Here is a 13,579-nt window from a genome sequence, read left to right as displayed (position 1 = left end):
AAGGGCCCGAATGAGCATGCGCATCACCGACCTCCGCCTGCGCCGCTTCCGCGCCACTCACCGATCGACGTGGATGTTCCTCGAAGTCGAGACGGAGGACGGCCTGGTGGGGACCGGCGAGTGCTCCGACAGCGGGTGGCCGGAGCAGGTTCCGGAGACGGTCGCCCTGCTGGCGCCCCGCGTGCGCGGGACCGACGCGCTGGCCGGCGGGCAGGACCTCTGCGACCGGCTGCGCCGCGAGTGCGCGGCCCACGGCGACCCCAGGACGCGTTTCCTGCGGCGCACCGTCATCGGGGGCCTGGACATGGCGCTGGCCGACCTGGCCGCGCAGGCGGAGGGGGTGCCGCTGTGGCGGTGGATGGGGGGCGAGCGGCGGGAGGACGTCCCGGTCTACGCCAACATCAATCGCAGCGGCGGCCGGCGCCGACCGCAGGACTTCGCCGTCAAGGCCACCGCCGCGGTCGCCGACGGCCACGGCAAGATCAAGGTCGCCCCGTTCGACGGGCCGCCGCTGCCCGGTGAGTCCATCGTGGACACCGGGCTCGCCATCGCCCGGGCCGTACGCGAGGCCATCGGCGAGGACGCCGAGCTGATGATCGACGTGCATCACAAGCTCTCCAAGGACGAGCTCGCCGCGGCCGTGCCGCGGCTGGACGACCTCGGCGTCGCCTGGTTGGAGGACGCCGTGGACGTCACCGACCCGGAGGCCATGCGCTGGCTGGCGGCCCGAGCCAAGGCGCCCATCGCCGGTGGCGAGACGCTCCACACTGCGGAACAACTGGCCGCCGCCCTGTCCACGGGGCACCTGAAGGTGCTGCTGCTCGACCCCAAATACACCGCCGGCGTGACTCCGCTGCTGCGCCTGGCCGAGCGGATCACGGGCGTGGACGTCACGTACCACAATCCCTGCGGCCCGATCAGCACCGCCGTGTGCGCCCATCTGTCGACCGTTCACCCCGGCTTCACGCTGGTGGAGTACATGTACGGCGAGGACGTGGACCGCGCCGCCGTGGTCAGCCCGCGCGAGAGTGTGACCGCCGCGACCCTGCCCCTGTCCATGACGCGCGGACTCGGTGTCGCCCTCGCCCCTGGCCTAACGTTCCTCCCGGACCTTCCGGAATCGGCGTGAGCGGCGGCGGCGTGGCGGAGGGAGGGCCGGTGATCCGGGGCGTCAGCCCCGTGCTGCCGACTCCCTTCCGCGCCGATGGGTCGATCGACCGCCGCTCCTTCGAGCGGGTGATCACACACACCTGGGAGCTGGGCGTCGGCTCGGTCATGTTCCCGGGCTTCGCCTCCGAGTATTTCGCGCTGAGCGACCTGGAGCGGCTCTGGCTCCTGTCCGACCTGGCCGAGACCGTGCCGCCGGGACGCCTGCTGGTCGCCTCCGTGGCCGAGCACGCCACGCACCTCGCCGTCCGGCAGGTCAGGCGGTACGCTGACCTCGGCGCGGGCGCGATCAACGTCCTGCCGCCCCACTTCTGCGGCCCTCCCCGCGCCATGATCCTCGACCATCTGGCCGCGGTGCTCCAGGGGGCCGGGCCGCTGCCGGTGGTCGTGCAGCTCGCCCCGCGCGACACCGGCACCCGCCTCGATCCCGGCGACCTCGCGAGGTTACGCGCCGACCACCCCAACCTGGCCGCAGTGAAGGTCGAATGCCGCTCGCCCGGCTCCTACATCCGTGCGCTCACCCGGCATGGCGTGCCGTGCCTGGCGGGGAACGCGGGCATCGACCTTCCCGAAGCACTGGAGGCGGGGGCGGTGGGCATACAGCCGGGGGGCGGCTTCGTCGATCTCTACCTCCGGATCCTGCGGCTGTGGGACACGGGTGAGCGCGCGGCGGCCCTGGACCTGCACGCGCGGCTCGCCGCCTGGCTGGAGTCGTGGTGGCCGGTGCCGGGCGCGCCGCTCGCGATGGGCAAGGCGATCGCCTGGCGGCGCGGCATCATCGACGAGCCGCACTGCCGGGCACCCGGCCCGACGATCCCCTCCGGCTCAGTGGATCCGGCCCTGGCCGAAGTGGACCGGTTCATCCGCGAATTCTCCCTCGGCCGCCACGCCCCGGAATGACGGTGGCCGGCTCGACGGGGAGATGATCGGGGCCGGCTCGACGACCTGTCGCACGGCTCGCGCCTCGTGACCCTGACCGACCTGTCCACAGGCACCGGCGGTCGTTTGCCGGGCGCCCGCCATCGGGGGCGGCCCTCGGTCACGACGAGTACGAGGGCAGCCCCCGAGCCTTCGCCGCGGCCGTGCGGCGCCGCGCCCGGCCGCCCGACGAGGAGGCGCCGGTCTGCGCGCTGCTGGAGAGCCGGAGCGCGGGAAGCCCCGAACCGCAGGGGGACCGGGTCGTTCTCCGGTCACGCCGATACCGGTTCCGCCTCACGCCAGGTGAACTCCGGGCGCCAGCCGAGCATCCGGGCCGCCTTGCCGGTGTCCCACACGGACGTGTGCCCAGGCAGCGGACGGCGGATGATGGTGTCCGGGTGGTGGCGGCGCAGGAGCTCTTCGGTGGGTACGTCGCTCAGGGTGTCGCCCGCGGCCACCGCGAACACCTCCCACCCGATGCCGTCGGCGGCCACCGCGGCGGCGAAGGCCCGGGCCAGGTCGCGCACCTCGACGTACGCCCACAGGCCGCGGCGCAGGAAGCCCGGCTCCGCCCGCTCCCGGAGGACCCGCTCCCGCAGCAGGCCGGAGGTGCCGATGGCGGGGAAGCGCAGCGCCGCGACCGACAGCCCGGTGGCCCGGTGAAACATCGCGCACGCGGCCTCATCGGCCTGCTTGGACAGGGCATAGCCGTCCTGCGGACGTGCCGGGTGCTCCTCGTCGAGGGGCGCGTACAGCGGAGACAAGTCGTGCGGCCCGCCGGAGATGCCGAGCATCGACCCGCTCGACGCCGTCACCACGCGCGGCACGCCCTCCTCGGCGGCGGCGTCGAGTACGGCGTAGGTGGCCGCGGTGTTGGTGGTGTAGATCGTATGCCCGGGGCCGGTGCGCGGGTTCGGCATGGCGGCGAGATGGATGACGGCCCGGGCGCCCCGGAACACGGGCCGCAGAGCCCCGGGGTCCCTGACCGGCATGGTGTGCACACGCACGCCCGGGGGCGCCGGCGCGGCCTCGCGGTCCACGCCGACCACCCGGACACCCGCCGCCGCCAGGTGCTCGACGACCGCCCTGCCGAGCCGCCCCGCCGAGCCGGTGACGACGACGGCCTCCTGCCGATCGATCATGGTCCTCATATCATGTGGACGGATTCGGGGCGGTGAATGAGGTTCTTGAAGGTGTCGAGCCGTTCGCCGTCGAGCACCCAGGTGCCGTTCGGAGACTCCACCCCGGAGTTGAAGTACGACAGCGCGACCAGCCCCTGCTCCAGCGCGTACTCATAGGCGTGGGTCAGCCAGGCGGCGGACCTGCCCGGCTCCCGGTAGGCATAGCGGACGCCGTACTCGGCCACGAACAGCGGCTTGCCCCACCGGCGGCAGGTGGCGATGGGCTCGCCCCAGATCCTTTCCGGGGTCTTCCACGGACGGTAGTTGGGCTCCGTGGTGTCGTACGTCCACCAGGGATTGTAGTCGTCGACGCCGATGAGGTCGGCCTCCGGGATGTGCCACGCTTCGACGTCGTCGCCGCCCTGCCAGATCCAGCCGTTGAGAATCGGGGTCACCGCGATGTTGGGGAAGCGATGCAGGATCGGGGCGGCGTGCTTATACATCGCCCGGTAGGCCGCGGGTGTCTGCTCGCCGCGCGGCTCGTGGTGCAGGCAGAACCACACCGGGCCCGGCACGCTACCGAGACCTGCGGCCACGTTGCGCAGCCAGCCGTCGTGCTTGCCGTCGGCCACCTCCTGCCACGGGCCGGGCAGCTTGGTGGAGATGACGGGCACGCGATGGTTGTTGATGTCGTCGAGGGCGACCCGCCGCATGTCGCGCCACTGCTCGTCGTGGACGTACTTGAAGTAGCTGCGGTGGCAGCCGAGCGTCGTGCCGATGCCCTTCTCGAAGTCCGGCACCGTCTGCTGCGGGCCCATCGAGGACCCGTACACGATCTTGCCATTGCCCGGGTCGCCCGGGAAACGGCCCCTCCGCCACCAGGGCGTGGCCGCCGCGGCCGGGGCTGCAGGCAGCAGGCCGAGGCCCGCGGCGCCGAGCGCGGCCGCGCCGCCGAGCAGGATCGAACGCCGCGAGGGCGTGTTGTCGTCGGTCATACCGCTCCTCCATCAATTGAAGCCGGGATATAAACTTCTAACAGAAGTTAATCGACAAGACCAGCCCCTGGTACGATCTTCTGTAGGACGGCGCACCCATTGACGGAGCCTGGTCTCCGGATCTTTAATTTCAGCTGACAGAAAATTGGACGACGGGCAAGGGGAGTGATGGCCATGCGTAGCCCGAGCGCGGCCCCCCGGGCCGCGGCGACGCTCGACGTGCGCCGGCACAACGTGGCCGCGCTGCTGCGGGCCCTGCTCAGGGAGGGGCCAGCGCCGCGCATCGATCTCGCCGAGCGGCTCTCGCTGAGCTCCGGGGCGACGACCCGCATCACGGCCGAGCTGACCCGGGCGGGCCTGCTGGAAGAGCTGCCCGCGCTCCCGTCGCGCGACGCCGGCCGCCCGCGCGTGCCACTCGACCTCGCCTCCGCGCGTTTCCACGCTGTGGGGATCCACGTCGGCCTGCGGCGCACCACCATCGGCCTGGTGGACCTGCGCGGCCGTCTCGTCGGCGAGGCGGTGCGTATCGCGCACGACGGTGAGCTCGACCCCGCGGTCGTGGTCGCCGAGGCCGCCGAGCGCGTGGCCGAGCTCGCCGCCGACACCTCCGCGCGGATCCTCGGCACCGGCTTCACCACCGTCGGCCGGGTCGACGCGGCCTCCGGCCGGATAAGGGAGCAGGACGTGCTCGGCTGGACCGACGTCGACATCCCAGCCCTGGCGGCCGGTCGCTTCCCCGGCCTGCTCGTCGTAGAGTCGACCCAGCGCGCCCTGTGCCGGGCCGAAATGTGGTTCGGGGCCGATCAGGGCGTGCAGGACTTCGTGCACCTGTTCATCGGCAACGTGATCGGCGCGGGCCTCGTCGTCGGCCGCGAGCTCTACCACGGGCAGGGCGAGGGCGCCGGGCAGATCGCCCATCTCCCGCTGTCCCGGCCCGCCCAGATGCCCTGCGAGTGCGGCCGCGGCGGTTGTCTCATGTCGGTGGCGGGGGATCGCGCCGTCGTCGCCAGGGCCGTGCGCGAGGGGCTGCTCAGGGAGGGGCAATCGGTCCACGACCTGGCCGAGCTCGCCCGCGGCGGCGATGCCCTGGCCGACTACCTGCTGCGCGACCGCGCCCGCGCGATCGGGGAAGCCGTCGTGATCGTGATGGACCTGCTGGCCCCCGATCAGGTCATCATCTTCGGCACACCGTTGCTGGTTCCCGACCACATCACCGAGATCCGAGGGGAGGCGCGGCGATGGGTGCGCCGGGAGTTCGACGCCGACAAGGTGATCAAACCGAGCGCCCTCGACGACAACGCACCAGTGATCTCCGCCGCCACCTGCGTGCTCGAGCGCTTCTACGCCGACCCGTTCGCGCTCATCGGCTGAGAACGGCCTGGTCATTTTCTGCTGGACAAAGTTAAGCAGGGACGGCCGGTGGCGCCGGTCGGGTGGACCGGGCGTGGGCCGCGCCGGTGAAGCGCGTCCATACTGCCACTCCGATTAGGGCCGGGTGAGCCTGGTCGGCGACGCCGCATACTGCCCGGGGCCGGCGGTCGGTGCCAGCACCAGCATGGCGGTGATCGGGGCGCACGTGCTCGCCGGCGAGTTGGCCGCCGCCAGTGACCACACCGCGGCCTGGGCCGCCTACGAGCGTGAGATGGCCGATTACGTACGCAAGGCGCGGGCCCACGCCGCCCGGATGGTCAAGCAGGTCATTCCCGGCAGCCGGGCCCAGGTATGGACGGGCGCCCAGGCACTGCGCCTGATCGGCGGCCTGCCCACCCGGCTGGGCCGTGCCCTGGCCAAGCGCGCCAACAGCACGGGCGTCCACGACGACGTCGAGGTCAAGCACTACCCCGACAACATGCAGATCCGACGGCGGCAACTTCACGGTTCACTCCTCGATGATGCCCGCAGATCACGCCGGACGGGTGGTACCGCGGGTCCCGTGCCCCGGCGGTCCTGGCGGGCTCGGGCACGCTCATCGACGATCGTCCCCATGACAGAGGCGAAGACGGTGGCGCTGGTCACCGGAGCGAACAAAGGGGACCGTACGCCGCCAGCCCGCCAGGCGGTAGCGGCTCTTCCTGGCCGCGCGGGACCCGGGGCCCGCGGCATGCGGGCCGTGGACACGCTCGCGGCCGGCGGGCTCGACGTCGAGCTCGACGTGACCTCGGACGAGTCGGCCGCGGCGGCCGCCAAGGCCGTCGCCGAGCGGGTGGATCGGCTGGATGTGCTGGTCAACAACGCAGGAGTCGGCGGGCCTTCGCTGGATCCGGCCGACATGGACCCTGGCACCGTGCGGCGGCTCTACGAGGTCAACGTGTTCGGCCAGGTGCGGATCACCCCATTTGTTCCTACCGTTTATGCGGAAGTCGGAGCATCCACGCGTGGTCATGGTGTCGAGCGCGCTGGCGTCGCTGATCTACGCTGGCGACCGCGCCGCCTCGAGTACGGCTTCCTCAGCCTGGCCTATGCCTCGTCGAAGGCGGCGCTCAACATGATCGTGTCCCAGTACGCGCGGGCGCTGCCCACGTTCAAGGTCAATGCCGCCGATCCGGTAACCCCGCCACCGACATGAACCCGCGCACGGGTGTCCACACCGTCGCCGAGGGTGCCGCTCCGATCATCAGGCTGGCTACCGTGGATCATGACGGGCCGACCGCAGGCTTCTACGACCGTAACGGTCCCGTCCCCTGGTAGGAGCGAACGTGACCAAGATCCTCACGATCGAACTGCATTCGAGCGCGATCGACTACAGCAAGCATCCGGGCCTCGACGAGGCCACGCTCGCCGCGCGGATCGAGCAGGGCCACGCGGCGCCGCGGGCGGCGGGCTTCGACGCGGTGTCGTGCCTGATCGGCACCCACCCGGCGAAGCGGAAAGGACCATCCGTGAATGGCTGCCCGAGGGGCCCATCGGCGTGGCCATGATCGGAGCCGGGGTGCGCGTGGCTCCCGAGCACACCCTCCTCTTCGAACGGCTCATCAACGTGCTGGTGTCGGCGGCACCCGGCATCCGGTTCTGCTTCAGCACCTCACCAGAGACGACGATCGACGCCATTCGCCGCTGGACGTAGGCCGCGGGGGCACAGGCCACTGCACGGTGGCCATTTTGCGCTCCGTGCCCGACCACTGTGCGATGACTCGCCTGGCGTGCCGAAATCGCTCAGCGGTGCGACCCGATTTGCTGTGATTCTCTCCGACTTTCATCACGCGAACCGCTAGCGGATGTCGGCGTAGGAGGAACGAGACCGTGGAGGACACGCGGGCCGAAGGGCTGGAAGGGCTGTTGCGCGAGGTGCGGCGTCAGGTGCACAGCCCGGACGAGCCAGACGTACAGGAGGTGCTCGATTGGCTGCGCCGGCGGACCGGCATGGACGCCGCGCTGGTCGGGGAGGCCGCCGCCACCGTGGAGTCGGCCACCGCGGAATTTCCCCGGAGGATACTGCGTCCGCTCGCTCCGCTGCTCGCCCGGCTGTCCGGCGGGGAGATGGCCGCGGCCACTACGCAGGCTGGCCCGCTGTACGTGCACTGCGAAGCCCTCGGTGCCGACGATCCGCGCCCGGTGCTGGTGACGGCCTGCCGTTCGGCACCGGGTCCTGAGACGGTCGCGCTGGTTTCGCGCACCGGCAGCGTCATCGCGCTCATGCGCCGCGCCCAGGGCGCCGACCAGGCCAGGCACGGCTACCAGCACAAGGCACGCCAGCTGCGGTTCGCCGTGCTCTCGGCGCTGCTGGCGGGGGAGCCGACACTCGCCCGCCGGATGACGACAGGTGTCGTGCCGCCGCTGCTGGAGGCCGATCGGCTGAGGATCTTCCTGCTGCACTGCCCGACGACCGACCGTGACCGGATCTCGCGGGGCTTCCAGGATCCCTCCGGCTACCACGGCCGGGACCTGATGGTGGAGTGCCCCGTCATCAAGCAGCACCTGATCTGTCTCATCGCCGAGGACGCGGACGGACCCGGCGGGCGGGGCGAGAGCCTGCGCCGCCTGGTACGCGACAATCCGCGATACGCGCTGGGCATCAGCGGCCCGCACCCCCTCGGCGAGACAGCCGCGGCCTACAGCGAGGCGGCCCACGCCCTGGCCGCCGCCCTCACCGTCCCCGCCCGTGTGGCATTCCACCATGGCCGGACTCCGCTGGAAGGCGTCCTGCCCCGCGGCCCCGCCCTCGCCTGGGCCCGCGACCTGCTGCGCCCGCTGGACCACCTCCCGAAGGCCACCGCCGACATCACCCGCTTACTCATGAGCATGCCTCGATCCGCCGTGGCCAAGCTGCTCGGCCTGAGCCGCAACACCGTCACCGCGCACATCGTCCGCGCGGAACAGGCCCTCGGCCTCGACCTCGCCGACGTCCGCTCTCGCGCCGAAGTCCACCTAGCGCTCGCCGTCACCAGCGCATGCGCCCCCCCGAACCCGGTGACCGCCACCAGACCCTCACCCTGGACGACCTGCTGGGCACCGAACGCGCCGCTGCCTGGGCTCAGACGTTCCTCCGCCAACTGCGGGTCCCACACCGTCGCACCCTGCAGGCATGGATCGACGCCAACACCGACGCCCAGCAGGCCGCCCGCAGCCTCGGCATCAGCCGAAACACCGTCCGCACCCACCTTCGCACCGCCGAAGCTCTGCTAGGCCGCGACCTGCTGACCACCGGCACCGGCATCCACGACGTCGTCTACGCCCTCCTCATCACCACCGCCCGGATCACCTGAGCATCGTGCACAACCAGTACCGGAATTGAGCACCATGCACGGTGGCCCGGAAAGTGCGACGTCTTTTACGGTCTTGGCGACGGTCCATCTGTTGCGCGGGGACAATGCCGCCCGCCCGACGGGTGGAGTCTGTGAAGCGATCGAACGGTGCGATCAAGCGGGGAGAAACCATGAACGGTAAGGCTAAAGTCGGCATCGTCGCCGGCGTGGTAACGCTCGGAATGCTCAACGCGGGTACCGCCGTGGCGGCACCAGCGGGAGGGATGGGAATCGCTGTTCCGACAGCGAGGTCAGCCGCAGCCGCGGTGGACAGAGCCGGCAGTGCTTCTTATTCGGCCGCTGCGAAGCCCGTGAAGTGCGTGTCCTCCGTGGTTTGTGACCTGAGGAAGAAGAAGTTCATCGGGAAGAAGTGCAAGCTCACCCAGAACAAGATGATCGCAAACACAGAGGGCAGAGGCCCGACAACCCTGGTGATATCCAAAAGCAGGTCGGTGTCGGCGGAGGTGGAGACGACCATAGGGGTCGACTATGACCTGGTGTCCGCGGAAGTGGGTTTCAAGGTCACCAAGAGCTACTCGGTAGAGATACAGACGCGCTATGAGGTGTCGAAGGGAAGGATGGGATACGTGGAGGCCTACCCCTGCTACAAGGTGTACACCTTCGAGGTGTGGTCGAAGGCCGCGTTCGGAGCGGAGGAGAAGTTCCTTGGCTTTGGCCACGCCGCAAAGCCCGTCGGGGTTCACTTCAAGCAGTGGACCAAGAAGGCGTGACACGGTGAGCGTGTGAGGCCGTTCTAGGCTGAGATTTAAAAGATCACGACTGTTGGGCGTCGGTGATCGTTATAAGAAGAGGTCTCCGGTAGTTGGTTCAACGACCAAGAAGAACGAAACGCCGGAGGCCTCGTGGCCAGCGTAGCGGTGACGAGGCGGCACGACCTCCCCGACGCGCAATGGGTGCGGCTGGAGCCGCACCTGCCCGCCGCATCGGGCAAGGGGCGTCCGTCGATGCTCTGCCGGAACGTCGGGCGTGCTTCGCCGTGCCGTACCGGCACCCACGTCCGCTACGTCTCGTAGTTCACCCGAGGATGATCCGCACGGGCAACAGGTTAGGGGCAGCGTGTCTGATCAGACCTGGACGTTCGGCGTCGTGTTCGGCTGGACTGGGCCGGTCACGCCGCTCTACCTGCTCCGCAAGCACGGCACCCTCGAACAGGTCGACAGCGGCGATCACGCATGGACTGTCCCTGTGACCGGTGACCCGGGCCCGGGCACTGCGGACGAGAGAGCTGGCCGGGCCGAGTGGATCGCCCAGGAGGCGCTGGTCGCCCTGCTCGGCAGGGTGGCCGGGACGGACGAAAGCGACGACCCGGCCCGATACTTCGCCCACCGGTCCACAACGCGCGTCGCTGGAGACGGCGATGAGTGAGCGGTCTCCGGAGCTGATGGGGATCGCATTTCGTGTGCAGCTGCAGCGGCCCCCGGCGGGCCCCGGTGCCAGCAGGTCGTCATCGGCCTGCCGCAGCCGCCGCATATTGCCGCCTTCCTGCCGAGCAAGCGAGAGCCCCCGGATGGCGTTGCTACATTCCCGGCTGTCGCACCTGCGGCTGGCGTCAAAGGGCCTTCAATGCGCAGGCCGCGGACGCCGCGGGCGCTTCCACTACCTGACCCATCCCTACCAGCGGCCCGACCCGCAACGAACCGGGTCCACTACGATGGCCGGGTCCGCGAGGCGCCTCGCGCCCGGCCAGCGCGCACATTATCTGCCGCCCGGGAAACGCCGGTTTGACGATCATTGATTTGATATCAAGAGCATATTGTGTGACGCTGCCGATATGGCGAAGGCATCGGAGGCGGAGTGGGAAGCCGCGCGGGCCGCCCTCCGGAGCGCCTAGCGATCTTTGGTCTCGCGTTTCTGGACGTTTGTGTCAAGTTTCACGACGCCCGAGGGAGCCGAGCTTGGGTGGCGTAGTCGTCGACGTGCCGGGTGATGGTCTTGAGCGCGGCTCGGAGTTCGGGCGGCGCCTGGGCTTGATCGGCAGCGGTCAACGGGACGAGTAAACGGTTGTAGATCTTGGTGTAGAAGACGGCGATGCGCACGCCATCCTCGGTCAGGACGTAGCGGTTGGATCGGGGTAGCCGGCGGATCAGGCCGTTGAGCCGTAGGCGTCGTAAGTCGTAGGTCATCTGGCCCGTGCTGTAGCTGGTGGTGCCGAGCAGTCCGGTCATCAAGACGCGAAGGTTCTTGTTGGTGAAGCCGGTCGCGGCAAGCAGCGTCTGGCACAGGGCGCCGGCCAGGGCCATGACCCGAGGATCGCCGAAGCGTAGCGCCGGGGTCCTCCGCCCCAACCCCATCAGTGGTGGGGTGCGCGATCCGCTCAAAGGCTGGACTCGCAAGGACGCAACCCTGGCCGGCACGTTCGACCTCCAGTATGCGCCGGTTGGCGGCGCGGGCCTTGGCCTGAAGCTCCGGAGGCCACCGCGCGCCGGAACCGATCACCCAGCTGCTTGAACAGCACCGGCGAGGGAAACGGGAAGCCCAGATGCCCGGACAGGAACGCCACCACCTGCGAGCTGGTCTGCAGGATCGGCACGTAGGCGTTGAGGTAGATCCGGTCCAGGCACTCGATGTCCAGCCTCACGTGCCCGTCGAGCACATCATTCACCGTCACGACTCGCGCCATGGTGACCACCCACCGCAACCGTTTCTATGGTCGTGACGATGAACTCACCGATGCGAGATCGCCAGCGGAACCAGCAAACTCGGCGGTCCGAGGCGGAGCCTCAGTAGTACTCCAGTGACACTTCGCGATCATGGTCGGGATCTGCGCTGGTAGTGGCAGCGACGGGCGGTTGCTTGATGGCGGCGGCGCCATTGTGACCAGTGCAGGACCCGCCTTGTGGTCGGGTTGCCGGCCAGGACGAGGACGGCCAGCAGCCGGCGCATTTCGGGCATGGTCAGCGGAATGTGCTCCTCGTCGCAGGCGGGCTGGAGCGCGGCGAGGGCGGCGAGGAAGGCAGGGCGAGCATGGCCAGGGTGATGTGCCGGTACCGGGCCCTCCAGCCACGCACTTGGTAGTGGTCCAGCCCGACCTGGCCCTTGGCGGCCTGGAAGGACTCCGCCACCGCCCACCGGATGCCGGCGATCTTCACCAGGGCCCGTCAGCGGCATCGGAGTGGGTGTGTAGCAGCGGTAGAAGGCCAGCTCACCGGTGGTCAGGTTACGGCGGATCAGCAGCTACCGATACCTCTCGCGCTCGGAGGCGGCATCGTCGATGAGTGCCCAGGCCCAGGCGTACCAGCTCGGGCCCTTGGCGCCTTGACCGGCGCGGTAGTGGTGCCAGTACCGATCGGCCACGCCGGCGGCGATGTCGGCCGCGCTGCGGTCGAGCCCGGCCAGGTTCACCCGCCGGTTGCCTGCGATCGCCAGCACGTAGCCACCCGGCGCCGCTCCAGCAGGGCGCAGGCGCGGGTCTTGGCCGTAGACCTCATCACCGCTCATCCACCGTGCGGGCAGCCCGGCATCCAGCGCATCGGCGATCATCTCAGCGGCCAGGGCGGGCTTGGTGGCAAATGCGGCTTCCTCGGGCACCCCGGCCTTGACGCACCGGCCGGGATCGGCCAGCCAGGAATGCTCGGGCAGGTGGTCTTACCCGCCAGGTTGGGAGTCCCTGGGGCGCCCGGCCTTGGGCGTCGGCCTGCCGGCCCTGCCTTCGGGCGTTTGCCCCAGGTGCTTTCGAGGCCTACGAGTTCTGGGAGTAGGTGTTGGTGACGGCGGCGATCCGGTCGGCGCTGGTTGTCTGATCCTCGGCGTCATTCCCGAGGTCAATGCCACCGGACAGCCAGCCGCCGTCGATGGTGAACACGCTGCCGGTGATGAATGACGCGCTCTCACTGGCCAGGAACGAGACCAGGTTGGCGACCTCCTCGGTGCGCCCCGGCCGGCCCAGCGGAAACCGGCTGGCGACGCCGAGCTCCTCGCCCAGCCTCCGCATGAGATCGTTACTGACGATGTATCCAGGGCAGATGGCGTTGACCCGGATACCGACCGGTCCCAGCTCCAGGGCAGCCGACTTGACCAGACCCAGCACACCGTGCTTCGACGCCGCGTACGCCGGTGACATCCGCACACCGGTGAGCCCGGCCGCCGACGAGGTGACCACAACCGAGCCACCGCCCACGTCGCGCATCGCCCGACCCGCTGCCTGCAGACCGAGCAGCACACCCCGCAGGTTCACCGCCATCGTGCGGTCCCACTCCTCCAGCGGGTAGTCCAGAACACCGGCCCAGTGCCCTATTGCAGCGTTGAGATGTGCGATATGCACGGCGCCGTAACGGGCAACCGTCTCACGGACCATCGCCTCGTTGTCCTCCGGCGATGCCACGTCGACCCGCAACCCAAACGCCTCACCGCCGGCGGCCACGATCTTCTCGGCCGTCCGCTCGACTTTCTCGGCGGTACGGCCGGCGCAGCACACCCGCGCTCCCAGGGACGCCAGCGTTGCCGCGGTCGCCGCGCCAATACCGGACCCCGCCCCGGTCACCACCGCAACCCGCCCGGCCAGCGAAGCCCCTCCTTGTCCCACCACGTTCACTCTTGTTTCCTTTCCTGATCTAGATTCATGACATGTCTGACTGCAGGGTGTCGTTTCCCGTTAAGACATCGGGGACCGGCCCGC

At 69.8% G+C, this 13,579-nt stretch carries 15 protein-coding genes and 2 pseudogenes; 11 read left to right on the top strand and 6 right to left on the bottom strand.

The features are described 5' to 3' along the window. Nucleotides 1-10 precede the first annotated feature (10 nt). Entirely contained in the window at nt 11-1,129 is a 1,119-nt protein-coding gene (locus EDD27_RS22340) for a mandelate racemase/muconate lactonizing enzyme family protein (RefSeq protein WP_127934103.1), read from the top strand. A gap of 29 nt (nt 1,130-1,158) precedes the next feature. Then, nucleotides 1,159-2,067: a dihydrodipicolinate synthase family protein gene (locus tag EDD27_RS22335; protein WP_164903744.1), complete on the top strand. Its 909-nt coding sequence runs from the start codon at nt 1,159-1,161 to the stop codon at nt 2,065-2,067. Nucleotides 2,068-2,357: 290 nt separating this feature from the next. Here EDD27_RS22335 and EDD27_RS22330 read toward each other — a convergent pair whose 3' ends face one another. Together EDD27_RS22330 and EDD27_RS22325 are read right to left on the bottom strand one after the other, a co-directional pair. Beyond that, nucleotides 2,358-3,227, bottom strand: coding sequence for an NAD-dependent epimerase/dehydratase family protein (locus tag EDD27_RS22330; protein WP_164903743.1), 870 nt, complete (start codon nt 3,225-3,227; stop codon nt 2,358-2,360). Between the two features lie 5 nt (nt 3,228-3,232). Beyond that, nucleotides 3,233-4,201, bottom strand: a complete 969-nt coding sequence (locus EDD27_RS22325; protein WP_127934100.1) for a hypothetical protein — start codon at nt 4,199-4,201, stop codon at nt 3,233-3,235. 174 nt (nt 4,202-4,375) lie between these two features. On the opposite strand from EDD27_RS22325, the gene EDD27_RS22320 reads away from it, so the two are divergent. The 9 genes and pseudogenes from EDD27_RS22320 to EDD27_RS22290 all read left to right on the top strand — a co-directional run bounded on the left by EDD27_RS22320 (nt 4,376) and on the right by EDD27_RS22290 (nt 10,329). Then, nucleotides 4,376-5,572: an ROK family transcriptional regulator gene (locus EDD27_RS22320; protein WP_164903742.1), complete on the top strand. Its 1,197-nt coding sequence runs from the start codon at nt 4,376-4,378 to the stop codon at nt 5,570-5,572. 124 nt (nt 5,573-5,696) lie between these two features. After that, the gene (locus EDD27_RS56825) at nt 5,697-6,767 is read left to right on the top strand and encodes an SDR family NAD(P)-dependent oxidoreductase (RefSeq protein WP_241564193.1); all 1,071 of its coding nucleotides are present in this window, start codon (nt 5,697-5,699) and stop codon (nt 6,765-6,767) included. A gap of 130 nt (nt 6,768-6,897) precedes the next feature. Further along, on the top strand, nt 6,898-7,119 hold the full coding sequence (locus tag EDD27_RS55730) for a hypothetical protein (protein ID WP_206641603.1): 222 nt from the start codon (nt 6,898-6,900) through the stop codon (nt 7,117-7,119). Beyond that, nucleotides 7,110-7,265 (top strand): hypothetical protein, encoded by a 156-nt coding sequence (locus tag EDD27_RS55725; protein ID WP_206641602.1) that lies wholly within the window; start codon nt 7,110-7,112, stop codon nt 7,263-7,265. Before EDD27_RS55730 ends, EDD27_RS55725 begins: the two co-directional genes overlap by 10 nt. A 296-nt stretch (nt 7,266-7,561) precedes the next feature. Then, a pseudogene (locus EDD27_RS22305) lies at nt 7,562-8,566 on the top strand (helix-turn-helix domain-containing protein); the annotation flags it as partial. A gap of 23 nt (nt 8,567-8,589) precedes the next feature. Then, entirely contained in the window at nt 8,590-8,904 is a 315-nt protein-coding gene (locus tag EDD27_RS58855) for a helix-turn-helix domain-containing protein (RefSeq protein ID WP_421915635.1), read from the top strand. A 170-nt stretch (nt 8,905-9,074) separates the two neighbouring features. Further along, nucleotides 9,075-9,674, top strand: a complete 600-nt coding sequence (locus EDD27_RS22300; RefSeq protein WP_127934098.1) for a hypothetical protein — start codon at nt 9,075-9,077, stop codon at nt 9,672-9,674. A gap of 132 nt (nt 9,675-9,806) precedes the next feature. Continuing rightward, entirely contained in the window at nt 9,807-9,977 is a 171-nt protein-coding gene (locus tag EDD27_RS55720; RefSeq protein WP_206641600.1) for a hypothetical protein, read from the top strand. 43 nt (nt 9,978-10,020) lie between these two features. Continuing rightward, on the top strand, nt 10,021-10,329 hold the full coding sequence (locus EDD27_RS22290; RefSeq protein ID WP_127934097.1) for a hypothetical protein: 309 nt from the start codon (nt 10,021-10,023) through the stop codon (nt 10,327-10,329). A 506-nt stretch (nt 10,330-10,835) separates the two neighbouring features. On the opposite strand, the gene EDD27_RS55715 is transcribed toward EDD27_RS22290, so the two are convergent. The 4 genes and pseudogenes from EDD27_RS55715 to EDD27_RS22270 all read right to left on the bottom strand — a co-directional run bounded on the left by EDD27_RS55715 (nt 10,836) and on the right by EDD27_RS22270 (nt 13,495). Beyond that, the gene (locus tag EDD27_RS55715; RefSeq protein WP_206641599.1) at nt 10,836-11,204 is read right to left on the bottom strand and encodes a hypothetical protein; all 369 of its coding nucleotides are present in this window, start codon (nt 11,202-11,204) and stop codon (nt 10,836-10,838) included. 74 nt (nt 11,205-11,278) lie between these two features. Beyond that, entirely contained in the window at nt 11,279-11,572 is a 294-nt protein-coding gene (locus tag EDD27_RS55710; RefSeq protein WP_206641598.1) for a hypothetical protein, read from the bottom strand. 140 nt (nt 11,573-11,712) lie between these two features. After that, nucleotides 11,713-12,546, bottom strand: a pseudogene (locus tag EDD27_RS58850) (IS701 family transposase); the annotation flags it as partial. A gap of 97 nt (nt 12,547-12,643) precedes the next feature. After that, nucleotides 12,644-13,495, bottom strand: coding sequence for an SDR family NAD(P)-dependent oxidoreductase (locus tag EDD27_RS22270; protein WP_127934094.1), 852 nt, complete (start codon nt 13,493-13,495; stop codon nt 12,644-12,646). Between the last annotated feature and the right edge of the window lie 84 nt (nt 13,496-13,579).

The sequence above is a fragment of the Nonomuraea polychroma genome (assembly GCF_004011505.1).
Taxonomy (GTDB): domain Bacteria; phylum Actinomycetota; class Actinomycetes; order Streptosporangiales; family Streptosporangiaceae; genus Nonomuraea; species Nonomuraea polychroma.
This window is presented reverse-complemented; position numbering and strand designations above follow the sequence as displayed.